This window comes from Dyadobacter sp. CY261 (assembly GCF_021440085.1).
Lineage (GTDB): Bacteria > Bacteroidota > Bacteroidia > Cytophagales > Spirosomataceae > Dyadobacter.
Genome location: NZ_JAKCPW010000003.1, coordinates 537,494 through 560,156, shown reverse-complemented (window position 1 = coordinate 560,156; position 22,663 = coordinate 537,494). Strand labels below are relative to the sequence as shown.

The following is a 22,663-nucleotide window of genomic DNA, read 5'->3' as shown; positions in this document are numbered from 1 at the left end:
ACGCCGGATCAAACCCGTTTCAAGATGACACAGCCCGCCGCACTCCAAAAAGAAGAGCCGTTATTCTGGTCTACGGGACTGGGTACCGATGTTTGGAAAATGTTTTGCGCATGCTATTAAAAGCCGCGAATTAACTGAATTTTTATTTCGGCGGGGAATGGATCCCAATTTGAAGAACTGGCTTGGTATTACTCCATTGCACCGTTTCGCAGAACATGGTGATGTGCATAATGCCGCTATTTTTCTCGAAAATGGTGCTGACATTAATGCGGTCGGCGAACAACATTGTACAACGCCGCTCGGTTGGTCGGCCAAAGCCAATAAGGCGGAAATGGTGCAATTCCTGCTCGATAATGGTGCCGACCCGAATTTGCCGACAGACAAACCCTGGTCGCGCCCGCGTGCGTGGGCTGAAAGGCGCGGGTATGAAAATGTATTGGCATTAAACTGGCCCAATGCCTGAGACAAGGGCCAAAACAAGACCGGATATTCAAACGAAAGCGACCATGCAAACTACCGAGATCCAGCCCGAGCCGTTCATTTCCCATGCCGAACCGGTATTAGCGGTTAACGACGTCGCTGCAACTGTAAAATATTGGCATGAAGTACTGGGTTTTCCCGGTCATTGGACATGGGGCACCCCCCCAAATCATGGAGGCGTCAACTGGCATGGGGCATTTATTCAGTTCTCCCGGAATGCGGAAGCCGCCGAACGGCTGCGTGGGCAATGTGTGTGGCTTAGGGTCAAGAATATCCGGGAGCTTTATCAAGTGCATCAGGAACTTAGGGCGGAAATTATAATGCCTCTGGCCAAGCAGCCGTGGGGTTTTGAGGAATATGTTGTGAAGGACCTTAACGGCAATTACGTGACTTTCGCTGCCCCGTCGTCATCGGAGAGTGGTCACAAGTCGGAGCCGTTGCCGACGGCCGTCAGGGTTGTAGGTCGTATGCTAACAATCGCGGAATACCGCCACCTTGCCAAATCGGTCGGGTGGGCGAGTACACAGCCGGATGAACTACTTCAAAAGAAACTGGACGCAACGCTTTTTATAGCCGTCGCGGAAAATGCAGAAACCGGTGAGGCGATCGGCTGTGCATTGGTCTTAGGTGACGGAATTAGCTTTTTCTATATCAAGGATGTCATGGTGCATGAGGAATGGCAGCGTAAAAAGGTCGGCTCGGTGATCATGAAGGAGGTAAAACGTTGGCTGGATGCCAACGCGCCCGAAGGCGCATTGGTCGGACTGTTCACGGCTGAGGGTTTAGCCCCTTTTTATCGGCAAACCGGTTTCGGTCAGGTATTTGGCATGATCCGCATTATGGACCGGTCGCAATTATGAAATTTTTTTTATCTAACCTGCCGAATGAACCGGATAGCCAGCTCTGGGGCTTCGCAAATTCGTGGCGACCGATTCGAATGGGAGCGGGATCCGCTTTGGACAAACCGTCGGGTGATCACCATCCGAAACCGTAATCTTCCCCATGATTACTGGATCCTCCCCAGAATGAGCCATGTTGCCAATCGAAATAGATAGCGTTGATAGGTCCGCTGGTGCGAGGTTGATAGGTCAGTTTGTACCCCATTCGAGACAGCTCCTTACGCGTCCAGTCGGGCATGGATTGATTAAGGATCAGACCACCTGGTTCCTTTTCGTGTTTTCCGAAGCTGGCGTACATCTGCAACGTTTTGAAGCTGGGGGCCTCCGTTGCCTCCTGCACGGTCATCCCAAATTCAACTACATTCAAAAAGAATTGTAAAAGCAGTTGATCCTGCTCGTCACCGGCTTGCTTGGCAAAGGAAAGAAACGGCTTGCCGTCTTTTAATGTGAGACTGGGCGTAAGCGTCACCCTTGGCCGTTTGCCGGGTTCAACTACATTGAACGGGTTTTCACGCGCATCGAGCACGAACGATTGCATGCGCTGGCTAAGGCCAACGCCCGTATTACCAGCAATGCAGGCAGGGACCCAGCCACCGCTGGGCGTGATGCTTACCACCCATCCCTCTTCGTCGGCAGCTTCTACAGAAGTTGTGCCTGCCGTAAATTCCCCCATGAATTTCTCGTCTAATCCGTTCACATTACGGCTCGTCGACGCCTGGAAGTTACCCCAGCTTTTGATTTGATCCGCGAATGGATTCTTTTTGCCTTCAAAGGGATAAGGATCGCCCGGCAAAGTTTTTATATCGTTCCGTTCCCAGTTGATCTGCTTGATCCTTTCCTTGGCATATTCCTTCGAAAGCAGGCCTTTCATGGGTTCTTCCGGTGCGAAAGCAGGGTCGCCATAATAGAAATCCCGGTCAGCAAACGCCATGTTCATAACCTGATACAAAGTGTGCACATAGCGGGAGGAGTTGTATCCCATTCCCTTTAAATCAAAGTTTTCCAACATATTGAGGGCTTGCAACATGACGGGGCCTTGCGTCCACTGCTGCATTTTGTAAACCTCGATCCCTTTGTAAGTGACCATTAAAGGCTCCTCGATCTTGACTTTCCAGTTGGCCATATCCTGTTCGGTGATCAGCCCGCCCTGTTCCTGGCAACCCCGGGCGATCTCTTTTGCGATATCGCCTTTATAGAACCGGTCATTAGCCGCGTAAATAGCTTCCTTGCGGTTTTTACCGCTTTTCAGCGCTTGCTGCTCGGTATCGACCAAGTTTTGGAGCGTGGCGCGAAGGTCTTTTTGAACAAATATCTCGCCTGCGTCCGGTGCTTCGCGTTTTTGGCCTAAATGTGGTAGGAAAACCTTTGTTGAATAAGGCCATTTTTTGATCTCGGCTTTTTCGCGCTCGATCGAATTGGCTGTTTGTGCTTCAATCGGATAACCTTCCGCGATTTGCATCGCAGGCCCGAGCACATCTTTGAGGCTCATTGTGCCATATTCGGCCAGCATGGTCATCAGTCCGCCGGGTGTACCAGGCGTCGTAGCGGCCAACGGACCGTATTCAGGTGGGTAGTTCATCCCTTTATTCTTGAAAAACTCAGCCGTGGCGCCGGTAGGGGCAACGCCCATCGCATTGAGCGCGATCACCTTTTTGGTCTTGGGATTATAGATTAACGCCTGTGTTTCCCCGCCCCAGCTCAGAACATCCCACATCGTACAGGTAGCAGCCAGCATAGCACATGACGCATCAATGGCATTACCGCCTTTACTGAAAATCATCGCACCGGCAGTTGCAGCCAACGGCTTGCCGGTGATTCCCATCCAATGCTTGCCATGCAGCGGCGGTTTTTGGGTAGTAACAGGGAAGTTGTTGAACGACTGCGAAAAGGCGCTGAGCCCACAAAACATCAGTCCGACCGTTGAGCGTAAAAGGAGTTTTGGTTTCATAAAAAGGTGGTTAGGAAACGTAGGCCTTGCGCATTCAGGGTAGAATGCATTTCGACCGTCGAATGTCAGGCTACAAGTTACTAAACCCGGCTTTCCATTCAAAATCAGTTACAGCCGGTGTAAGTATACGTAACGGTCCCTTCGGATGACCCGCTAAAATTTCCTAAGGCATTATATCGCTTAGAAATGGAGCGATTTACCGACACATAGCCTTTTGCATTGAACTCGTAGACGTAAGTCGTTTCCGACCTCTTGATTGCGCTTTGACCGTTTTGCCGGTCATAACTTATTGGGCACGTAATCAAATTGGCATTGCTTCCAAGCGGGGATTTAATGACAGGATGCCCTTTATGAACTGGCCTCGCTTGGGATTGCAGATCGGCCGGTCCGTAGGTATTGGTGGTGTAGTTATCAACGCTCCGATCGATAAGATTCTCACTTTTGGTGGGATTCCCGTTGCCGTCATATGTGGTACGGTACTCGTAGGATTTTCCGTACGCTACTTTCTGATTATTTTTCCAGTGCCGTACCGTTAGGTTCGTGCGTAACTTTGACCAGAAAGTCAATCCGATTAAGATATGCGTTACCGGTTTTAGTCTCCATCTTCGACAATCTCTAATGCCTGAAAAAAACAAGATCAGCCGAGTGACGATACTTTTGTTGGTACTGGCCACATTGAACTTTCACACAACTTACGCTCAGCTGGCGCGCGAACTGGAAAAGAGGCCAACTGGTTGGCACAAGTATTACAACGAATGGTTCCGCATAGAGCCAAAGGATAGGGTGTCCGTTGTGCTTGCGATTGAAAAGCAAACTGTCGGTGAAGTGAAAATCACCCTTCAAAAGATGTATGATGCCGATCAGCAATATCGCGATAGTCTCCATAACGGATCAAAAGATTCGCTGCGGCAAGTATATTATTGGCGAAACATTATGGCTACGGATGCGGTTAATCAAATTCTTTTGAGCCGGATCATTGCTAAATACGGTTGGCCTGGAACAGATTTGTTTGGCGAACAAGGGGCTGAAATCGCCTGGTATATCATCTGGCATGCCGAACAGCCTTACGTAATGAAACACTACGGAAGTGTAAAGACCGCTTTTGAACAAGGCAGCATGAAACCAAACTACTACCAATCCTTACGGGATCGTTGGGAAAACACCTGGCGCTCGCAATAGTGTTTCAGGGCTAACCGGTCCAATTTGTATTTTCATGCCGTGGAAACCATCGTTTTAAATTCAAAACAAACTCCCCTGCACAAACAACGCCTTGTCCGGCAAGCCCAGTAACGGCATACGAGCTATTTCCTGACATTTTGAGCCATTCAGGAGGGACCGTTTGAGCAATATCATTTCTGTCACGCGGAATGATGAGCTGAATTTTTTGTACGTCCATTCTTTCGCAGCGCTGTTCACCTGTTCAGGCGTCATTTGGCGTGCAACGGTGATGTGAGGATCAGAGCAAAACCTGAACTCCCCGGACGCCCATTTCGTAAGATGATCGAATGTCTCGGATTTCAGACCTTTCACAAGCCCGGCCACATCCTTCGAAGAGTTTTCTTCCAGGTCGACGTAGAATGTTCCACCTTCATACCGGTTGAAACCATCCAGCTTGATGCGGAAAGGGGCCGTATGACGCGCCACTTTTTCAAATCCCTGGACGACCCGCTCAATTTTGTGTTCGTGGATAATGCAGTTAAAAAGCGTCAGGTGTGGGCGGAGATGAGCCGCCTGTTCACACCCGTAAGCTTTTTGAAAATACTGCTTGATACTTCCGATGGCTGCCTCGGTCACCGGATCACAGGAAAAAACCAGGAGGTAGTCGTACAAGTGCTCCCGGATATTCCTGATCGTACTCAAATCGTTGTTGTTGAAGTGAATAGATTTCATGTTGATGAAGTGTAATAAAATTTTTGTGTTAAAAATTTCACTTGTAAAAATAATAAAGATGTTTTTAATATCAAAAAAATGATTCTGAAAATATCATTAAATTTCTGAAAATATTTTCGCCATACCTATCTAGTGCTCGTGTTAGCGCTATTTGAACTTATAGAAGATTGCGTATAATAATGAAAAGGCTGTTGCGTTCTGAATTTTGTAACCGAATGCCGACTCTATTTAAATCTAATCATATCTCCATGAAAGCAATTTGGCTCATACTTGCGTGCATACTGATATGCAATGCAACGGTTGTCTGTGCCCAGACAAGTCCACGAATTCCGGATCCGGGAGCTTATGCCCTGTCTCTTGCCCCGGATGCTCGTGCGGGTGGAATGGGATACACGGGTACCGCTACCAATGGCGATGCGAATGCGATGTTTTGGAATCCGGGCAAGCTGCCGGACGCTCCACGGAGCTTCGGGGTTTCGGCGACATATTCGCCATGGTTGCCGTCTCTGATCGATAATGCCTGGGTAGGGTATGTGTCTGGTTATAAAAAGTTGAATAAGGGCCAGGTTATGGGAGCGTCTGTGCATTATTTCAGTCAGGCGCAAATGAATAGTCCTTCACCTTCCGTCTTTGCGGGCAGAGATATTGCCTTCAATGCTGCCTATGCGAAGCAGTTGGGTAGTCACTTTTCGATGGGAATGACACTCAAATATTTATCTTCAAGTATCGGGAGTGGTGTCATAAACGGCGTTGTACTTAAAACGGCCAATGTCGTTGCCGGGGATATTGGCGCGTTTTATAGAAGCCAATCCCCGGATGTCGAAGGAGCAGAAAATATGAACTGGACGGTTGGTGTGTCGCTGACGAATATTGGCCCTAAGCTAAACTATGGCGGAGCAAATGACTATTTTCTGCCGACAACGCTCCGACTCGGAGGTGGGTTCTCGTATACAGCCAGCGGTCAGCACAAACTGAACGTGGCGGCGGAGGCTGGAAAGCTGCTGGTACCTACGCCTGTTTCGGGCCGGAATGTCAATCAAAAACCCTACTTGGAAGGTATTATCCAGTCATTTTCCGATGCGCCGGGCGGATTTAAGGAGGAAATGCAGGAAGTTGTGGTGGCTATGGGTGCAGAATACTGGTATAAGGAGCAATTTGGACTTCGGGGCGGCTATCGAACCGAAAGCATAGATAAAGGAGGGCGCAAATTTTTCACAGTAGGTGCCGGCGTCAAATTCCTTGAACATTACGGGCTTGATTTCGCCTATTTGATTCCACAAGGTCAAAACACCGCGATGAAGAATATGTACAAGATTGGGGGTTCGGTTTATTTTTAATAACCGTTTTTTAAACTGTATTCACGAATGAGCGCGTTGTCATACTCCGCATCGTTTTCAATCAGATAGCATTGTTTCGTTTCCATATTAAATTGTTCAGCGTTAATCCAGTCATATTCTGTGTGTGTACCAATGAAGCGGACTTCTACTATTGAATCAACATAGTCGATTTCAACGATCAGACGGTATTTATTTCCACTGCTTTTGAAACGCGCTATGCTGCCCCTAATCAATTTCGCCGTTGGGAAATCTTTTAGCACGTCCGAATTTTTTAAGTAATAATCCAGGTACAATTTTCATGGGCAGCTTAGTCAGTTCGAAGCTGCAACCTTTGTGATGAATTAAAAGTAAAAAATAGTTGGCCAACTATTGCGGCGGACATTTGCAGAATACCGCCCGATCCGAATTCCTATAATAACATGTTTGTAGTTCCTAGTGTAACTAAATGAGCAAGAGGCCGGAATGACCTTTCAGCAGTTCAATCGCGCTTTCTGTCAGTTGAAACGCGCTTTAAGGCATCAGAAGACTAAAGGGTTTCGGTGATGACTTTTGAAATGAGAATTTTGCATCGCTATGAAACATGCGGTGCTCTCTTTACTGGCTCTTTTCCTGTGTGTTGCGGGTGTGAACGCGCAGTCGGATTGGAAGCGTGTGGCTGCACATGATGGCATTAAAGTGTATGCAAAAGCCATTTCAGATTCGAAGGTCAAGGCCATGAAGGCTGAATGCGCATTGAATGCAAATGTGGAGGAAGTAATAGCCTTGCTGATGGATGTAAAATCGGCCGAGCAATGGGTGTGCCACACGAAGTCTTGCACCGTGGTCAGGAAAGTTTCGGACACTGAATTGTTCTATCATACAGAAGTAAGTTTGCCCTGGCCGTTGGATAACCGCGATTTTGTAACACATCTCAAAGTGATCCGCGACCCTAAAACCGACATTGTCACAGTCGACGCCCCCGCGGTACCGGGTATCATGCCCGTCCGGAAAGGAATTGTCAGGGTGCAGCATTCGGTAAACCGCTGGTTGCTGCGGCCGTTGGCGAATGGGAAAGTCTGGGTTGAATACACTTTGCAGGTCGATCCAGGAGGCCACATTCCTCCCCATATTGTCAATATGTTCGCCTGCCGCGCCCCAATCGAGACGTTTCAGCGGATGCGGGATGTGTTGGCGGAACGGAGGAGATTGGCTGAGCGTTGAGCGACCGCTGACCGCTGACTGCTGACTGCTGACCGCTGACCGCTGACCGCTGACTGCTGACCGCTGACCGCTGACTGCTGACTGCTGACCGCCGACCGCTGACTGCTGACTGCTGACCGCTGACCGCTGACTGCTGACCGCCGACTGCTGACCGCTGACCGCTGTGAGAAAACAAGCAAGATCCTAATAGCTTTTGCCATTTTACTAATCTTCGACTTTCTGACACATCTGAGCAAATCCAGCCACAGCTGGACAAACGGTCGGTCGTCGGCGGTCGGCGGTCGGCGGGCCACAATCCCGACTCCATCGCACATTTGTCATGCATTTTTTGAGATTTTCTATGATTATTTCCTAAATTGGCAAATGAGCGTTTTGATGCGTTTTTGAGTATCAAAAGCTAAGGTTCTGAAATTCAAAGCAAAACATAAGATCATGGGAAAAGGGAAAGATCTTTTCGGACACTACAATGACCTCGCCAAGGAAAAAGGCCCCGGCAGCGAAGAAAGTAAATATGCCGGTATCCTTTTCCAGTCGCTGCTGATGATCGGCGAACGGCGTACTTTTGAGCTGCTCGAAGAAGCTGATGAAAAAGGCAAGCGGTTGAAATTGGAATTCACCAATGGTGCCAAACCCAGCTCGGCTTGCCCTTGCGGCGTTAGTTTGACATAAGTATTAAACAAAAAATTCTAATGATGCCTGACGTACAAGCTTGTTCGCCAGGCATCATTGTATAGTGGAGTAAGTGGTTCATCAATAATTTTCGACGCTTCATCCAGCCCACTCACATTTCATGCTAATTGCAGTAAATTGTAGGATCATATTGCCTCTCGCCCTGCATGATCACCCAGCCACATCCCGATCCGGAATTCAGCCCGTCGCACCGGCAGGCGCATTGGTTTTTCAGATATAAGCTCTATCATATTCCTTTCTGGCTCGTTTATCATTACATCTGGTGGGTCGTAGCATTGGGTAATCCTATTAAAGTGGTGGAGGCCTTGTTGACCTCGTCGGTTGCTAAATTCCTTTTCTACGTCATATTGCAGGCACTGGCAGTTTATTTTAACCTGTACTTTCTGATCCCACGCTATTTGGAAAAGGGTCGGTACTGGCAGTTTTTAGCATTATTGTCCCTGACGATCCTTGCCACCGCAGCAACGATCGTCCCTGGTTATTATATAAGCGCATGGGTAGCTGGCAAAACGCTGGAAGAATATTTTGGTGAGGGAAATTATGGTTTCCTTCATATGATGATGGGTGGACCTCTTTCGTCGACTGTTGCCGCGACAACATTTGCGATGAGTATCAAGCTCGCCAAAAACTGGCTGCAAACGCAACAGAGGCAGCAGGCCCTCGAAAAGGAAAAGCTGGAAACCGAGTTGAACTTTTTGAAATACCAGTTCAACCCGCATTTTCTTTTTAATAGTATTAATTCAATTTTTTTCCTGATTCACAAGAATCCCGATATGGCCTCGGCCTCGCTGGCTAAATTCTCTGAGTTGCTCAGGCACCAGCTTTATGAATGCAATGGCCACCAGATTCCGCTGAGTAAGGAAATTGCTTATCTGGAAAATTTTATCGAACTGGAAAAACTGAGGCAGAGCGATGCCTTGGAAGTGGTTTTCAATGTGGATGTGCATAGTGGGGAGCAGCCAGGCATAGCGCCATTTATCCTGATGACCTTTGTGGAGAATGCCTTCAAGCATGTCTCCCGGTATCACGACCGGCCTAACCGGATATTTGGTGATTTGCGATTGGAAAATACATCACTTACGTTTAAACTGAGCAACAGCATTTCTGACGAACAGAACAGGGAGGTTGTCAGCTATGGAGGAATTGGCTTGAAGAATGTACGCCGAAGGCTTGATCTGATCTATCCTGAAAAGTACAAATTAGATATACAGCGGGATACCGACCATTTCAGCGTGCATTTTGAAGCCGAACTCGAAGAGCTGGAAGTAGCGGAAATACAACAATTGTCTCTAAATCAATTAGAATAAATGATCAGTTGTGCGATAGTCGATGATGAACCGCTGGCACGGGAAGGCTTGGCCGACTACGTGAAGGAAGTGGATTTTCTGAAACTAACAGGCGTTTGCGAAAATCCGGTGGAGCTCATGAACCTGATGGACCGCGAACCGGTGGACCTGATTTTCCTGGACATCCAAATGCCTAAAATGAGTGGTATCGATTTCCTGAAAATTGTACAGAATCCCCCAATGGCTATTATTACAACAGCTTATCCCAGCTATGCGCTTGAAGGATTCCAGCTCAATGTGATGGATTATCTGCTCAAACCGATCACTTTTGAACGCTTTTTCAAATCGGCAGGCAAGGCCCGGGATTATCACAAATTGCTGACCAAATCGGCTGCATCGAAAGTGGAGGAGGACTATTTTTTCATTAAATGCGGCAGCAAATACGAGAAGATCTTTTTCGACGACATTCTCTATATCGAAGGCCTGCAAAACTACGTGACGATCAACACCAGGAAGGGTAAATACATTACACTACTCAACCTCAAACATCTTGAACAAAACCTCGGCAGCCGACATTTCATACGGGTTCACAAGTCCTTTATTGTTTCAATTGGGAAAATAGAAGGGATCGACGGGAATGAGATCTTCATCCAACCACACCGTATTCCCATCAGCAGGAACTACCGCGAGCAGGTAATTGAACAGGTGGTAAACCGGCGGCTAATGGATAAGAACCGCTAGCTTATTTAATCATAAAACGTAGTTCACTAAACGCGCCATTTGTTTGCGACGTTTGCCGGCTTACATCCCGGTCGAAAGGGCGGTTCAGGTTATTGCCTGCCAAATCTTCCAGCCTTGTTTGAATCACTAGTTTGTAAGCCCCCGCCTCCCAGGTGGTATTTGGGATAAAACTGCATTGTTTTTCAAATCGACGAATCTCCCATTTTCCATTTATTAGGTCGCCATCAGTTTTTTGTATTACAAATACCTCTTGTAAAAGACTATGGTCGAGCGATTCGTTAAAATCGATGGTCAAAGGCTGCTTAGTAGAACGGGCGGGTAATGACAATTTCCATTCGGAAAGTTGCGGCGAGAGGGAGTCTTTGCCCAGGGTAACGAAAGTCTTTCCGTAAGATTTTACCAGTTTTTTGCTACGAACATCTGGCCATTCCGGCGATACCACCACGTGATAATGCGTGCCGCTTTGCATCGGTGCGCCGAGGCGTTTGTTAGGCTGCAAGTCGCGTTTGATACGGCCCGGGTCCAGCCATAGGGTCAGTACCGTGCGTTCGGGGTTCCATAGTTCGGGTTGAAGGTCAAGAAATGCGCCATCGACCGTGTCACGCTGGTTTTTGACCAACTTTACATATGTGCCGGAGACGCCTTCACGCATCGGCCTGTCGAAATGCAGATAAATTTTCAACAGATTTTCAGGCAAAGTGTCTGCCGATGGATAAATGGCCGTAACAGCTGGGACGTTACCTGTATTGTTTTCCGGTATTTCAAAGTTTCGTGTGAGCTTTCCGCGAATGCGTACGTCATAATGCATTCCGCGTGTGAAGGGAATGAGCGGAGTGAATAAAAGGCCGGCGCCATCGCGGGTATACGCTCCGAAAATAGCCACGGGATTCGGCTGACCGGCAAGGCTTACGACGATGGCTTTCGAGGCAGAATCGTCCGGGATGCCTTGTGTTAGTGATGCGGGGATGACAATCGAAATGGCCTGCTCGTTCTCCCAACGAACGCGAATTTCCCTACTTTCCGGTTTTGGGTTACAGGAAATGAGACATACAAAAAAAGTCAGGCCGGGTATAATTACCAGCCTGACTAATCCCTTCACCCAAATATTACAAATATCTTTCACTCGAAGTCCAGAGATCGAGACTGCCATTGGAACGGCGTTGCAGAATAACCATGCGTGAGTCGTCCAACTTGTCCATCTGGATCACATTCGTTACTGGCAGGGATACGAAATCGACACCGGCAGTGGCGAAACTTTCCTCTACCGGCGTGCTTAATGCGCCCTGGTATGCCTCTATGCTTTTGTATTTTACTTTAAAAACGGGGCGTGCCGAATTGGACATCATCAGGAAGGACTCTCCGCCCTTACTAACCGTTACCATATCGATCGGCGAATTGCCGCTACCCATTTCTGCAACAGTCCGGCCTTTCACATGCGTTCCGGGTTTCAACTCATCCATCGGGAAGAGTACCAAGGGTGTGCAGGTATAGCTCGCTACGAGATACTTTTTGCCTTTAATTTCAGCGGTCGTAAATGTGCGGATAGGGGACAGTGTTTCATACTTCCCATGCGCGGCGTGGTAAATTTCCAGCGTAGACTGATCTTGCTTGTTGGAAAAAGGAAACGGAATGCTCCGGAAAGTGGAGTTGAACTCCTGGCCGGACAACCCGCTCACGAGCACCTTGCCATCGGCAAAGCCAATATCCGAAATGGCCGAAACCCGCACCGAATTGCCGCGTTTGTCTTTTGCATCTTCGGCAGGCGCATTGTTCAGGGCAAGGCTCGAAAACGGCACATTCTTCGTATTCACCGCTTCAATTTTATCACCCGTGATTTTCAGGAGCACCGGCGTGCCATCACCGCTTTGTACGGCACAATAAACGTTTTTGGAAACAGGGTTCACCGCAATGTCCTGAATGCTGATATTTGCCACTTCGGTACCCAGCAGTGATGCAATTTTCTGATCGATATTCTTGATTTCCACTGGTTGGGCGTTGGCATTCGCCGCAGCGTCTTTAGTGTCGATCGCAAAAATCGTTGCGCTTTTAGAGTCGCCTACGAGAAGCACACCCTCCGGCCCGAAAGCCAGTCCGCTGATCGATTTGATCTCCGGCGTGCCCACCACCATGCCATATTTGCCGCGGGCCGTACGCGAAATGTTAGCCAGAAACACAAGCCCCGCGAGTGCTGCCAACAAGAGGTAAACTTTTTTCATGATTTACATGCGTTTAATAGGTTGACAATGAATGGTTAATGTGTTGTAAGGGACGGTTTAAAAAGCAATAGGATTATCAATCCTACCGTCCGAAAAAACCTTAATTAAACAAAAATAGAACGAGCTGCGTTACCTTTGGATGCGGGTATTGCCCGGCACAGATTCAAGATACGGCAATGGATTCTAATTCTTACCAGGTTAAAAAATCAAAAAGAGTGTTTGCGGTAATATTTGCGGCGGCTATAACAGGCGTTTTTTCCGCACTGGTGGCCGATACGCTTAAAGTAATTACCGAGCATTATGAGGAAGCTTTTCTCGAAAACCTGGGGCATAACCGCTATTTGATTTTCATTATTCCACTCATTGGCCTGACGACTATTCATTTGCTGCGCCGTTTTCTTTTCAGAAATAAGGCAAATAAGGGAATTAAAGAAGTCCTCGATACGATCAACAAGAATGCACACACATTACCGGCTTATAAAATTCCATCGCACTATTTCAATGGCCTGCTAACCGTAATTTTCGGAGGCTCCACCGGCATTGAAGTGTCTACCGTAGTCTCGACGGCGGCTATCGGGGCGCTGTCGAGCCGGAAAGTGAGTTATTTGCGTAAATATCGTACAGACCTCGTATGCGCAGGCCTGGCAGCAGGCGTGACAGCACTTTTCAATGCACCCGTCGCGGGATTCTTGTTTGCATTTGAAGTTTTTACCCGACGTAAAAGCAAACTGCACACGGCAGCGGTGGTTACGGCTGTGCTGTCGTCCTATCTTCTCACGAAGTTTTTCTTCTACAAACAGACCTTTCATTTCAACGTCACCGACTGGCGCACGGCGGCATTGCCTTACATGGTGTTGCTGGGCGTTCTGGCAGGACTGAATTCGGTGTATCTGACCAAATCCGTGCTGTTTTTTAAGAAATTTTTCAGTTCGCTGCAAAACGATTACGTCCGCATAATCGGAGGTTCATTGCTTATTTCTACGATGATCTTTTTTGTGCCCAATCTGTATGGAGAAGGTTATGAGGGAATCAAACACGCATTTCAGCAGGCCAGTGCACCTTCACCGGCTGTCATGATGCCAATGCTTGCTGTATTGCTTTTGAAACCGATAGCGACCTCAGTGACACTTGGCGCAGGCGGTGACGGGGGCGTGTTCGCACCGAGCCTGTTTATCGGTGCGTTTCTCGGGCTGATCGTTTGCGGGGTACTCAACCATTTCTTCGGACTGGGACTGATACCCGTCAATTTCGTGCTCATTGGAATGGCGGCGGTATTGAGCGGAAGCATTCACGCACCTTTTACTTCCATTTTCCTGGTTTGTGCGCTGGCCGATAACTACATTCTGTTTATCCCGATTGTTGTCGCAAGCCTGGTGTCAAAATGGGTGGCCTCGGCAATTTTCCCTTATTCGGTTTACACGTATCAGGTGAAACACGCCTGAGCGCTTATTTTTCACCAATTACCGCCATTACCAGCGTGGCTGCATTGCGTGCGGCGACGTCGTAAAACTGGTCCATATCCCTTTTAGCTTTGCCATCGGCCTTATCGCTCAGGCTGCGGATGATCAGAAAGGGGATGTTTTGCTGGTAACATGTTTGCGCGATGGCGGCACCTTCCATTTCAGTGGCGGCCGCGTTCAGGTCTTTGAGCAGGCGGCGGGTCGTTTTTTCGGAAGAAACAAACACATCGCCAGTCACGATAATGCCTTTTTTGACGGCCGGGACAAAGCTGCCATTATCCCGTTCCACCTTCGCCAGGCTCAAAGTTTTGGATACGGAAAGTGCCTTGCTCACCAGTGCCGAATCACATTGGAACTTCAATGGGTTATCTTTTTTGGTAAAAGGGTTTTTGGTAGCCCAATAATGCATGCCCGCATCGTCGATCTGCCCGAAATCGTGATAGGAAACTTGCGTCCCGATCACCAGGTCGCCCGGTGCCAATGCCGGATCTACGCCACCTGCAATACCAGAAAAGACGATTTCGCGGGGTTTGAAATGCTGGATCATCAGCACGGTGGTAATGGCTGCGTTTACCTTCCCGACACCGGTTTCGGCAAGCACCACATTTCTGCCCCGCAGTTGGCCCCGGATGAAACGTACCTGACTGATGACAGTGTCCTGTTTCTGCGTCATTTCACTTTCCAGCAGCACCAGCTCCGGCGGGAAAGCGCCTAATATACCGGTAATACTTTGGGAATCTGCTGAAAGAACTGTCAGGAAAACGAGGGACGTGAGTAGTGATTTTTTCTTCATATTGAGTTTTAAAAGATCAGCGCCAGAATGGCGAAAATATCGATGATAATAAGTGCGATACTAATATCCCGCGCTTGCCCGGACAGCAGTTTCAATGTCGTCCAGCTCAAAAAGCCCCAGATGATGCCCTGCGTGATGGAATAGGTAAATGGAATAAGTACCATAGCCAGAAATGCCGGGAACGCTTCTGAAAGATCGTTCCAATTAATGCGGATCACTGGTTTCATCATAAAAACGCCCACCAGCACCAAAGCCGGTGCCGTGGCGATGGCCGGAACGGCGCTCAAAAGCGGTGAAAGGAACAGAAAAGGCAGGAATAAAACGGCTCCGGTAACGGCAGTCAGTCCGGTTTTACCACCTTGCTCGATCCCTACCGCCGATTCTATATACGCCGTGCCCGGGCTGCTGCCGACGAGGCCCGCAATGGTTGTCGAAATGGCGTCCACCATGAGCGAACGACGGATATTCCGCGGTTCGCCATGCTCGTCGAGCAGGTTGGAGGCTTCGGCCAGGCCGACGAAGGTGGAAAGGCTATCGAACATGTCGGTAAAAACAAATGCGAGAATGATCGGAGCGAGGCTCCATTGCAGCGAATGAACGAGGTCTAACTGGAAAAGGAGGCTGAAATCAGGTTTGGCGATAATCTGGTCGATGGTAATGACGGTCTCGGCACCGCCCCACCAGCGGCCGATAGGCCACGCTAGCAGGCTCGTTACCACGATGCCGATCAGGATGCTGCCTTTTACATTGCGGATCAATAAGATCACGGTAATGAGCAATCCGGCAATGAACGTGATTGTAGGCGCATTGAGGTTGCCCAAACTGATCATCGTCGCCGGGTTCGGTACGATGAACTTCGCATTTGCAAAGCCGATCAGCGTGATAAACAGCCCGATACCCGCCGCAATGCCAAAACGTAGCGGCTTAGGGATAGCTTTAACAATATAGGAACGGATATTAAATGCGGAAAGGATCAGGAAAAAGACGCCCGACCAGAACACCGTGCCGAGTGCGACTTGCCAGGTAAGCTTATCGGTGAGTACGGCAGTGAACGTGAAGAATGCATTCAGGCCCATTCCCGGCGCGACCAGAATCGGGTTATTGGCATAGAGGCCCATCATCAGGCTGCTGAAGAATGAAACGAGGATCGTGGCTGTGAGTACTGCCGAAAAGGGCATGCCTGTTTGGCTAAGTATCGACGGATTGACAACGATGATATAGGCAGTTGCCAGGAATGAAGAAACCCCGGCCAGGATTTCGGTGGAGATCTGCTCTTTGCGAAGTCCGGAGAAAGAGAACATATCGTTTAGGTTTATTTCAAATATATTGATTTAAATTCAACGGGGCCGCTATTTTATCGGCTGTAAGGGAATAGGTGCAGAAAATTGGTCATTAGTATTCCAGTAAGTTCCTATTTTGCATTGCTTTAAAATTTGTTCTTTTATCACCTGAACCATACATGCTTAACATTCCTAAACGGCTGAGCATAGCTCTGCTGGGCGGCGTTTCCCTGGCGTCCGTACTTCTGACCGGCTACACCTACACCCGCAACACTGCTTCCGACCGTCCCGATTCGCTGCAACTGGCCTCATTTGTCGAACCCGGATTTCCCTATATTTCAACTTCGGTGGATGCCCGGAAGCTGGGAGGCGGTTTCCCGAAAGACAATCAGGCTGCCCGCTCGCTGGCATTACAGCTTGGCGACAGCGCCTATGCCTGCTTCGATACCGACTTGCTGCGGTGGTCGGTGGCGTGGACTGGTAAATTCTTGCCGATGGTGTTGATGGCGCAGGTTTCGTACAAAGACTTTTTTAACAAAAACAATAACATCGCCACCGTTACAGGCTCACCCGTGCTCGCTACCGGTGCCTATGCGGGCTGGTCGACGGGCAAGCCTGCCTACCGCACAGACCAATCCTTACCACCGACCTGGAAGCCGCTTCCTGCCGAAAAGGCACGGTGGAATGGGGTGTATGTATATGGCAATAAGTCGGTGCTCGACTATTCGGTGGGCAACGCCCGCATTTATGAAATGCCCGGCAGTGCAAAATTCGATGGTGATGTCGCATTTACCCGCGCCATTCAAACCAGCAATGTCTCCTCGGAGTTGTACCTGACCGCTGCCGAGATCGGTAATGCGACGGGAAGTGAGGTGAAAGGCCGCATTGCGTACGTGTACCAAGGTGCCAGCAAGGATACGGTGACGGCTGTGGCTGTTTTGGGAAAAGGAAAATCCTGGCAGCCCGGGGTTGAAGAAGGAAAATACCTGACGGTTAAGGTTCCCGTATCAACGCAACCTGAGGAAATGACCGTCGCTATCTGGAAGGGTCTTTCCAAAGACAAAAAAGCATTTGAGAAATTTTGTAAAACAAAACATACTGCTTTGCCGGACTTCAAAAAAGGGGGCCCTGCATTGTGGAAGGAAACGGTGGTAACGCAGGGCAAGCTGGCACCGGATACGGCTGCATTCGTAACCGACCAGCTTACATTGCCATTGAACAATCCCTGGAAAAGAAATGTGCGAGTGGCAGATGTCGCTTTTTTTAAGGATGGAAGAGCGGCAGTCGTGACTTTCGACGGGGACGTCTGGACGATTGAAGGCATTGATAAAGACCTGCAAAATATTAAATGGCGGCGGTTTGCCTCCGGTCTTCACGAACCGATGAGCATCGAAATCGTGAAGGAAAATATTTATGTTTTTGACAGAAATGGCATTGTGCAGCTCCGCGACCTGAACAACGACGGCGTGGCGGATTATTACGAGAATTTTTCCAATGTCATGGCGCAATCGGCTGAGTCGCGCGAGTGGGCGGCGGACCTGGTAACCGCGCCGGACGGCAGTTTCTATGTTGCCAAAGGCGGTAGTTTAAGCAACGGGCCAGGGATGACGAAGGTAACGGGCAAGGGCTTCCGGGCAGGCTCCGATCAGAATGGTGCGATCCTCAAAATTTCGGAGGATGGCCGGAGTGCTGAGGTTGTAGCAACAGGTTTGCGCGGTCCTTATCTTGGTATACACCCTACAAAAGGCATTCTTACCGCCTCCGACCAGCAGGGGAACTTTGTGCCGTCGACCCCCATTTTTGTAATTCACAAAGGGGATTACTTCGGAGTGGAACCAACATTACACCGGAAGGACAACCCGACTGTAACGCCGCCGTTGACCTGGATCCCTCATAGCGTCGACCGTTCGGCAATCAGCCAGGTGTGGGCGACCAGCTCTAAAATGGGTCCATTGAATGGTAATCTGATCCATTTCTCATTTGGACGGCCAGGCCTTTTCCGCGTGCTCATCGACAGCACAACCAGCGTGGTTCAAGGTGGTGTTTCCGTTATCAATGCAAATTATCCTGCCCCAACTTCGAAAGGTGCGATGAACCCGACAGACGAACAGTTGTACATAGCTGGCTTCAACCTATGGGGTTCCAGCTCGAATGGAATCAGCGCATTGCTACGTTTACGTTACACCGGCAAGCCAAGCTATTCACCCAACCATTTCCGCGCTGGTAAGCAAGGCATTGTGCTGCGTTTCGATTCCCCGCTCGACAAAGGCACGGCCAGCGATCCGAAGAATTTTGAAGTAAAAAGGTGGAATTACAAGCGCACCGAAGAATATGGTTCAGGCCATTTTAAGCTCGATGGTTCTACGGGCCAGGAGATCATGTATGTGGCAGCATCTTATTTATCCGCCGACCGTAAAAGCGTCTTTTTGCTCGTGCCGGAAATGACCGAGATCATGCAAATGGAGGTCAGCTACCACTTACAGGCAGCGGATGGTAAAAAGGTGAATGATCAGTTCTGGTTTACTGTCAATCAATCCACAGATGTAGATTTAAAAGGTTTTGAAGGCGTGGACCTGGCATTGCTGAATGCGAAGCGGCCTGAGCCCCTGGCGATAGCAGCAGCTTCAGAAACGGCGGCATCGGCGGAAAAAGGGCGGGAAATATTCCAGAAAATGGCCTGTGCAGGATGTCATTCCGAAGGCACCCGTACCAAAGGTATGTACGGGCCTCCATTCCAGAACCTGTACAAATCGGAGCGCACTTTTGATGATGGTAGCAAGGTAGTGGCCGATGAAGCCTATCTGCGCGAATCGATCCTGATGCCTTCCAAACACATTGTAAAAGGTTATAATGAAGAAATGCCGTCGTTTGTCGGCGTGCTTTCTGACAATGATATCGAATCGGTGATTTTGTTTATTAAATCACTTTCAAGAAAATAATCACTGAGATATTTCATCCAGACTGAATGGCAGGCGGCGGACGCGCTGGCCGGTGAGGTCAAAAATCGCATTGGCAAGGGCCGGGGCAAATGGAGGCAGCCCCGGCTCTCCCACACCGCCGGGCTTCTCGTCATTTTCCATGATATGTACTTCAATGGGCGGGATGTCGGTAATCCGCGGCATAGGATAGCTGTCGAAATTTTGCTGAACGGCCTTTCCGTCCCCGAATGTTGTCGCATGGGTCGTGGCAGCTCCCAGTGCCATCACAATGCTGCCCTCCACCTGTGCACGAATGGTATCGGGATTGACATACCAGCCGCAGTCCATCAGCGCAATCACTTTTTCGATCCTGACTTTCCCTTCCGCATTGCGCATGACTTTCACAGCATGGCCGCAAATGCCGGTGAAGCATTCCGTAAATGCCACGCCCCAACCTTGTTTTGAGCTGCGCGACGACCAGTTGGTCAATTCAGCCATCTTGTCGACCAATGCCTGGTAACGGGTATCGGGAAGATGATCACGTCGAAATTGCAATGGATCTTTACCGGCCAAATGCGCCATTTCATCGATGAAACTTTCACACGCGAACCCGTTCGTGGATGCATACACCGAGCGCCACCACATGACGGGTATCGGCGAGTGCGTGCCCGCGCCGCCAAAACTGTAATGCGGAATGCCCTTTCGGTAAGGATGCAGCAATCCTTCAAAATCGCTGCTGTTATAGCCGGGGGCATCTGGTGCGGACGGAGGCTTTGGCGACCATTCCTGCCCGATCCACTGGGTGGCCGTGATGGCCTGAAATGCATGTATATGCCCTTTGGCGTCGAGTCCCCCCTTCAATGTGTAAAATGCGCCGGGGCGGAAAGGACCAGCGGTCATATCGTCTTCCCGCGTCCAGACCACTTGCACGGGTGCCTGTATTTCTTTCGAAATAAACGCCGCTTCGAATGGATAATCGGTAAAGCCTTTCCGGCCGAAACCGCCACCCAGGAACGTCATATTCACTGTTACCTGTTCCGTTGGAATATTAAACCGTTGACTGAGATCGGCTTGGATCCAGTTGGCTTCTTGTATCGGTCCCCATATCTCGATGCTGTCGGGGCGGACATCCGCAATGCAGTTGAGCGGCTCCATGCAGCTATGCGACTGGTAGGGCGTTTCATAAGAAGCTTCCAATTTTTGAACACATTGAGCGTATTCCCCGTCGAATTTTGGTTGATGCGCTATTTTTTGCAGATTTTCACGCATTTGTTTTTCGAGCGAAGCAGTGCTAGGGTGCTCAGATCCGAAATCGGCCCAATCGACTTTTAGTAATTTGCGGCCTTGCATGGCGGCCCAAAGCGAATCGGCTACTACGGCAACGCCTTCGCAGAACTGGCTAAAGACGGGTCTCTGTACTTTAAAAACATGGGTAACGCCCGGCACTTTCCGTGTTTCGGAATCATCGAAGCTTTTTACCGTTTCCCTGAACCTCTTGCTGCGCTCCACAACGGCATATTTCATGCCGGGTAATTTTTTATCTAAACCAAAAATTGCGGAGCCATTGGTTTTCAATGGAATATCTTTTCGCGGAACCGGCTTGCCGATGATCTTGTAATCGGCCCGCTTTTTGAGCTGAACGTCTGCTGGTGGTTCGAGCTTGGCAGCTTTTTCTACCAAGGCACTGTAAGCCGCTCTTCTGCCGGAGACACGATGGATTACCTCGCCATTTTCGGCATAGCATTCTGATTTTGGTACTTTCCATTCTGACGCCGCCGCCTCTATCAGCATTTCCCTCGCACTGGCGCCCGTTCGTAGCAGCTGCGGTGCCCATCCGCGTACGGAGAAACTTCCTTCCTGCGGTTGCGGGCCATATTTTGCCGGGTTAGCTGGGGCGAAAATAATATGAACATCATCCAGAGATACTTCCAGTTCTTCGGCCAGCATTTGCGGAAGCGCCTGGAAAGTACCCTGCCCCATTTCGGAACGGTTGCACATGAGTGTGACTTTGCCTGCCGGTCCAATGGAGATCCAGGACATCAATTCGGTACCCGATGCGATCCCGTTCGTGACGGGATTGACGATTTCAGCCACCGCTTTCCCGTTTGCAGGCATATAGGCAGCAAGCGTCAACGCCGCACCGGACCAGGCTGCCTGACGGATAAAATCGCGTCGTGAGATGTCTTGTAGTTTCATGGGAAGCGATCAATGCGGGTAGCTGGCAGCAGTTTTAATGGCCTTGCGAATGCGCGGATAAGTCCCGCACCGGCATATATTGCCGTTCATAGCCTCGTTAATCGCCTGGTCGTCAGGATTTTTGTTACTTGCCAGCAATGCTACCGCCGACATGATCTGCCCGCTTTGGCAATAGCCGCATTGTGGCACCTGCTCCGCGATCCAGGCGCGTTGCACAGGATGTGAATTGTCGTCCGAAAGCCCCTCAATCGTCGTTACCGGTTGCTCACCCACCGCAGCTACGGGAAAAGAGCAAGACCGAACCGGCGCGCCGCTCAAATGCACCGTACAAGCCCCGCATTGCGCAATACCACAACCATATTTCGTACCCGTAAGGCCAATCAGATCACGGATTACCCAAAGCAGCGGCATTTGCTCCTCCGCCTCGACAGAGTAGGTTTTGCCATTGACAGAAAGCTTATAGGTTGGCATAGTCGGTTCGGTTGGAAGTTGTGAATGCATCAAATGTAAACCGGAGGTCAGGCTACGGCAAATCGGATTGACAAGGTGCAGATTTGCCGCGATGAAATGCGGTTTTTCAATGGAAGTAAATATCACCAACGGAAGAAACATCGCCCAAAATTTATTGCTGATGAAGAATTAAAGTAGCAATATCCGGCACTTGGGGGCAGCTAATGAACAGGTAGCCCGCTTTGATACTTGGTGGACATCTGAATTGAAGAAATAATTGCAAAAACTGAGGGAGCGATGATGATACCGCTCCCGAAAAAGTAAGGTTGTCCGAATGTTGTTTTAAGCCACCATCGTGGATATTCCCTTCCAGTCCAAACGATTTTTGATCCCGGCAACATTGACTACTTCTTTTAAATGGCCACTTATCGGCGATCTCTCGTCATTCACCATTTCCAGCAAATTGCCCAGGTAATCCGGCTTCCGGGGGTTGAGGAATGTGTTGGCTTCGGGTGAGTTGCGGTAAATGGCGGTGAAGCCTTTGCCCTGGCGCTCAATAATGCCCCAGGAAACAAGCGCGTCGAGAAATTCAAGGGAGCTGCCGCTGTGCAGGCCGAGTTTTTGCCGGATCTCGGATACGAAAAGCGGACCGTCGGCCAGTTCGGTGAAAAGTCCTAGTCTGACGGCTGTTAATAGCGGTTTCGCAGACCAGAATCCTGTTCCGATCCGGATGATGTTCATTGGAGTAATTTCCTGTTCTTGTTCAATTTCAATAGTGATCATGGCTAAATGATGTTAATGTTCCGGAAGACGAGCTTCCAAATGAATGAAACATGCTCTAAATTAAAGTCTGAAATTCAACATACAGAACGCCAATGT

Annotated in this window: 21 protein-coding genes; 10 read left to right on the top strand and 11 right to left on the bottom strand. The window is 49.3% G+C overall.

Annotated elements, in window-relative coordinates; translation table 11 throughout:
* Positions 1 to 88: 88 nt before the first annotated feature.
* Both LZD49_RS12295 and LZD49_RS12290 read left to right on the top strand, forming a co-directional pair.
* The gene (locus tag LZD49_RS12295; RefSeq protein ID WP_255720995.1) at positions 89 to 463 is read left to right on the top strand and encodes an ankyrin repeat domain-containing protein; all 375 of its coding nucleotides are present in this window, start codon (positions 89 to 91) and stop codon (positions 461 to 463) included.
* The gene (locus LZD49_RS12290) at positions 456 to 1,340 is read left to right on the top strand and encodes a GNAT family N-acetyltransferase (RefSeq protein WP_234667647.1); all 885 of its coding nucleotides are present in this window, start codon (positions 456 to 458) and stop codon (positions 1,338 to 1,340) included. The genes LZD49_RS12295 and LZD49_RS12290 overlap by 8 nt, the downstream gene beginning before the upstream one ends.
* A 115-nt stretch (positions 1,341 to 1,455) precedes the next feature.
* Here the strand turns inward: LZD49_RS12290 and LZD49_RS12285 are convergent, their stop codons facing one another.
* Both LZD49_RS12285 and LZD49_RS12280 read right to left on the bottom strand, forming a co-directional pair.
* Positions 1,456 to 3,288: a gamma-glutamyltransferase family protein gene (locus LZD49_RS12285; protein ID WP_234667756.1), complete on the bottom strand. Its 1,833-nt coding sequence runs from the start codon at positions 3,286 to 3,288 to the stop codon at positions 1,456 to 1,458.
* A 143-nt stretch (positions 3,289 to 3,431) separates the two neighbouring features.
* The gene (locus LZD49_RS12280) at positions 3,432 to 3,893 is read right to left on the bottom strand and encodes a hypothetical protein (protein WP_234667646.1); all 462 of its coding nucleotides are present in this window, start codon (positions 3,891 to 3,893) and stop codon (positions 3,432 to 3,434) included.
* A gap of 52 nt (positions 3,894 to 3,945) precedes the next feature.
* Between LZD49_RS12280 and LZD49_RS12275 the strand changes: the two genes are divergently transcribed.
* A complete protein-coding gene (locus LZD49_RS12275; RefSeq protein WP_234667645.1) occupies positions 3,946 to 4,506 on the top strand; it encodes a hypothetical protein in 561 nt (186 codons plus the stop codon).
* Positions 4,507 to 4,566: 60 nt separating this feature from the next.
* On the opposite strand, the gene LZD49_RS12270 is transcribed toward LZD49_RS12275, so the two are convergent.
* Complete coding sequence (locus tag LZD49_RS12270; protein WP_234667644.1) at positions 4,567 to 5,217, bottom strand: 2'-5' RNA ligase family protein; 651 nt, start codon at positions 5,215 to 5,217, stop codon at positions 4,567 to 4,569.
* A 248-nt stretch (positions 5,218 to 5,465) separates the two neighbouring features.
* On the opposite strand from LZD49_RS12270, the gene porV reads away from it, so the two are divergent.
* Complete coding sequence (gene porV / locus LZD49_RS12265; protein WP_234667643.1) at positions 5,466 to 6,554, top strand: type IX secretion system outer membrane channel protein PorV; 1,089 nt, start codon at positions 5,466 to 5,468, stop codon at positions 6,552 to 6,554.
* Here porV and LZD49_RS12260 read toward each other — a convergent pair.
* Entirely contained in the window at positions 6,551 to 6,814 is a 264-nt protein-coding gene (locus LZD49_RS12260) for a type II toxin-antitoxin system HigB family toxin (RefSeq protein WP_234667642.1), read from the bottom strand. The genes porV and LZD49_RS12260 overlap by 4 nt on opposite strands.
* Positions 6,815 to 7,127: 313 nt before the next feature.
* On the opposite strand from LZD49_RS12260, the gene LZD49_RS12255 reads away from it, so the two are divergent.
* The 4 genes from LZD49_RS12255 to LZD49_RS12240 all read left to right on the top strand — a co-directional run bounded on the left by LZD49_RS12255 (position 7,128) and on the right by LZD49_RS12240 (position 10,471).
* On the top strand, positions 7,128 to 7,754 hold the full coding sequence (locus LZD49_RS12255; RefSeq protein WP_234667641.1) for an START domain-containing protein: 627 nt from the start codon (positions 7,128 to 7,130) through the stop codon (positions 7,752 to 7,754).
* Between the two features lie 432 nt (positions 7,755 to 8,186).
* On the top strand, positions 8,187 to 8,423 hold the full coding sequence (locus LZD49_RS12250; RefSeq protein ID WP_234667640.1) for a hypothetical protein: 237 nt from the start codon (positions 8,187 to 8,189) through the stop codon (positions 8,421 to 8,423).
* Between the two features lie 167 nt (positions 8,424 to 8,590).
* Complete coding sequence (locus LZD49_RS12245) at positions 8,591 to 9,751, top strand: sensor histidine kinase (RefSeq protein WP_234667639.1); 1,161 nt, start codon at positions 8,591 to 8,593, stop codon at positions 9,749 to 9,751.
* Positions 9,752 to 10,471, top strand: coding sequence for a LytTR family DNA-binding domain-containing protein (locus tag LZD49_RS12240; RefSeq protein ID WP_234667638.1), 720 nt, complete (start codon positions 9,752 to 9,754; stop codon positions 10,469 to 10,471). It begins immediately after the preceding gene.
* 1 nt (position 10,472) lies between these two features.
* On the opposite strand, the gene LZD49_RS12235 is transcribed toward LZD49_RS12240, so the two are convergent.
* Positions 10,473 to 11,594 (bottom strand): hypothetical protein, encoded by a 1,122-nt coding sequence (locus LZD49_RS12235; RefSeq protein ID WP_234667637.1) that lies wholly within the window; start codon positions 11,592 to 11,594, stop codon positions 10,473 to 10,475.
* On the bottom strand, positions 11,578 to 12,687 hold the full coding sequence (locus LZD49_RS12230; RefSeq protein WP_234667636.1) for a hypothetical protein: 1,110 nt from the start codon (positions 12,685 to 12,687) through the stop codon (positions 11,578 to 11,580). Before LZD49_RS12230 ends, LZD49_RS12235 begins: the two co-directional genes overlap by 17 nt.
* 176 nt (positions 12,688 to 12,863) lie before the next feature.
* Between LZD49_RS12230 and LZD49_RS12225 the strand changes: the two genes are divergently transcribed.
* Positions 12,864 to 14,129 (top strand): chloride channel protein, encoded by a 1,266-nt coding sequence (locus LZD49_RS12225; RefSeq protein WP_234667635.1) that lies wholly within the window; start codon positions 12,864 to 12,866, stop codon positions 14,127 to 14,129.
* Positions 14,130 to 14,133: 4 nt separating this feature from the next.
* Here LZD49_RS12225 and LZD49_RS12220 read toward each other — a convergent pair whose 3' ends face one another.
* Both LZD49_RS12220 and LZD49_RS12215 read right to left on the bottom strand, forming a co-directional pair.
* On the bottom strand, positions 14,134 to 14,940 hold the full coding sequence (locus LZD49_RS12220) for a 5'-methylthioadenosine/adenosylhomocysteine nucleosidase (RefSeq protein ID WP_234667634.1): 807 nt from the start codon (positions 14,938 to 14,940) through the stop codon (positions 14,134 to 14,136).
* A gap of 8 nt (positions 14,941 to 14,948) precedes the next feature.
* Positions 14,949 to 16,241, bottom strand: a complete 1,293-nt coding sequence (locus tag LZD49_RS12215) for an NCS2 family permease (protein WP_234667633.1) — start codon at positions 16,239 to 16,241, stop codon at positions 14,949 to 14,951.
* A 158-nt stretch (positions 16,242 to 16,399) separates the two neighbouring features.
* On the opposite strand from LZD49_RS12215, the gene LZD49_RS12210 reads away from it, so the two are divergent.
* Positions 16,400 to 19,159, top strand: coding sequence for a DUF6797 domain-containing protein (locus LZD49_RS12210; protein WP_234667632.1), 2,760 nt, complete (start codon positions 16,400 to 16,402; stop codon positions 19,157 to 19,159).
* Here the strand turns inward: LZD49_RS12210 and LZD49_RS12205 are convergent, their stop codons facing one another.
* The 3 genes from LZD49_RS12205 to LZD49_RS12195 all read right to left on the bottom strand — a co-directional run bounded on the left by LZD49_RS12205 (position 19,160) and on the right by LZD49_RS12195 (position 22,567).
* Positions 19,160 to 21,334 carry a xanthine dehydrogenase family protein molybdopterin-binding subunit gene (locus LZD49_RS12205; RefSeq protein WP_234667631.1) on the bottom strand — a complete coding sequence of 725 codons (2,175 nt, stop codon included), beginning with the start codon at positions 21,332 to 21,334 and terminating at the stop codon, positions 19,160 to 19,162.
* A 9-nt stretch (positions 21,335 to 21,343) separates the two neighbouring features.
* Positions 21,344 to 21,805, bottom strand: a complete 462-nt coding sequence (locus tag LZD49_RS12200; protein WP_234667630.1) for a (2Fe-2S)-binding protein — start codon at positions 21,803 to 21,805, stop codon at positions 21,344 to 21,346.
* Between the two features lie 321 nt (positions 21,806 to 22,126).
* Complete coding sequence (locus LZD49_RS12195; RefSeq protein WP_234667629.1) at positions 22,127 to 22,567, bottom strand: methyltransferase dimerization domain-containing protein; 441 nt, start codon at positions 22,565 to 22,567, stop codon at positions 22,127 to 22,129.
* Between the last annotated feature and the right edge of the window lie 96 nt (positions 22,568 to 22,663).

What these genes read in the sequence shown, in the direction of transcription:
- LZD49_RS12295 (WP_255720995.1), top strand. Translation starts at nt 89, where the DNA reads ATGTTTGGAAAATGTTTTGCGCATGCTATTAAAAGCCGCGAATTAACT.
- LZD49_RS12290 (WP_234667647.1), top strand. Translation starts at nt 456, where the DNA reads ATGCCTGAGACAAGGGCCAAAACAAGACCGGATATTCAAACGAAAGCG.
- LZD49_RS12285 (WP_234667756.1), bottom strand. Translation starts at nt 3,288, where the DNA reads ATGTTTTGTGGGCTCAGCGCCTTTTCGCAGTCGTTCAACAACTTCCCT.
- LZD49_RS12275 (WP_234667645.1), top strand. Translation starts at nt 3,946, where the DNA reads ATGCCTGAAAAAAACAAGATCAGCCGAGTGACGATACTTTTGTTGGTA.
- LZD49_RS12270 (WP_234667644.1), bottom strand. Translation starts at nt 5,217, where the DNA reads ATGAAATCTATTCACTTCAACAACAACGATTTGAGTACGATCAGGAAT.
- porV (WP_234667643.1), top strand. Translation starts at nt 5,466, where the DNA reads ATGAAAGCAATTTGGCTCATACTTGCGTGCATACTGATATGCAATGCA.
- LZD49_RS12255 (WP_234667641.1), top strand. Translation starts at nt 7,128, where the DNA reads ATGAAACATGCGGTGCTCTCTTTACTGGCTCTTTTCCTGTGTGTTGCG.
- LZD49_RS12250 (WP_234667640.1), top strand. Translation starts at nt 8,187, where the DNA reads ATGGGAAAAGGGAAAGATCTTTTCGGACACTACAATGACCTCGCCAAG.
- LZD49_RS12245 (WP_234667639.1), top strand. Translation starts at nt 8,591, where the DNA reads ATGATCACCCAGCCACATCCCGATCCGGAATTCAGCCCGTCGCACCGG.
- LZD49_RS12240 (WP_234667638.1), top strand. Translation starts at nt 9,752, where the DNA reads ATGATCAGTTGTGCGATAGTCGATGATGAACCGCTGGCACGGGAAGGC.
- LZD49_RS12230 (WP_234667636.1), bottom strand. Translation starts at nt 12,687, where the DNA reads ATGAAAAAAGTTTACCTCTTGTTGGCAGCACTCGCGGGGCTTGTGTTT.
- LZD49_RS12225 (WP_234667635.1), top strand. Translation starts at nt 12,864, where the DNA reads ATGGATTCTAATTCTTACCAGGTTAAAAAATCAAAAAGAGTGTTTGCG.
- LZD49_RS12220 (WP_234667634.1), bottom strand. Translation starts at nt 14,940, where the DNA reads ATGAAGAAAAAATCACTACTCACGTCCCTCGTTTTCCTGACAGTTCTT.
- LZD49_RS12215 (WP_234667633.1), bottom strand. Translation starts at nt 16,241, where the DNA reads ATGTTCTCTTTCTCCGGACTTCGCAAAGAGCAGATCTCCACCGAAATC.
- LZD49_RS12210 (WP_234667632.1), top strand. Translation starts at nt 16,400, where the DNA reads ATGCTTAACATTCCTAAACGGCTGAGCATAGCTCTGCTGGGCGGCGTT.
- LZD49_RS12205 (WP_234667631.1), bottom strand. Translation starts at nt 21,334, where the DNA reads ATGAAACTACAAGACATCTCACGACGCGATTTTATCCGTCAGGCAGCC.
- LZD49_RS12200 (WP_234667630.1), bottom strand. Translation starts at nt 21,805, where the DNA reads ATGCCAACCTATAAGCTTTCTGTCAATGGCAAAACCTACTCTGTCGAG.
- LZD49_RS12195 (WP_234667629.1), bottom strand. Translation starts at nt 22,567, where the DNA reads ATGATCACTATTGAAATTGAACAAGAACAGGAAATTACTCCAATGAAC.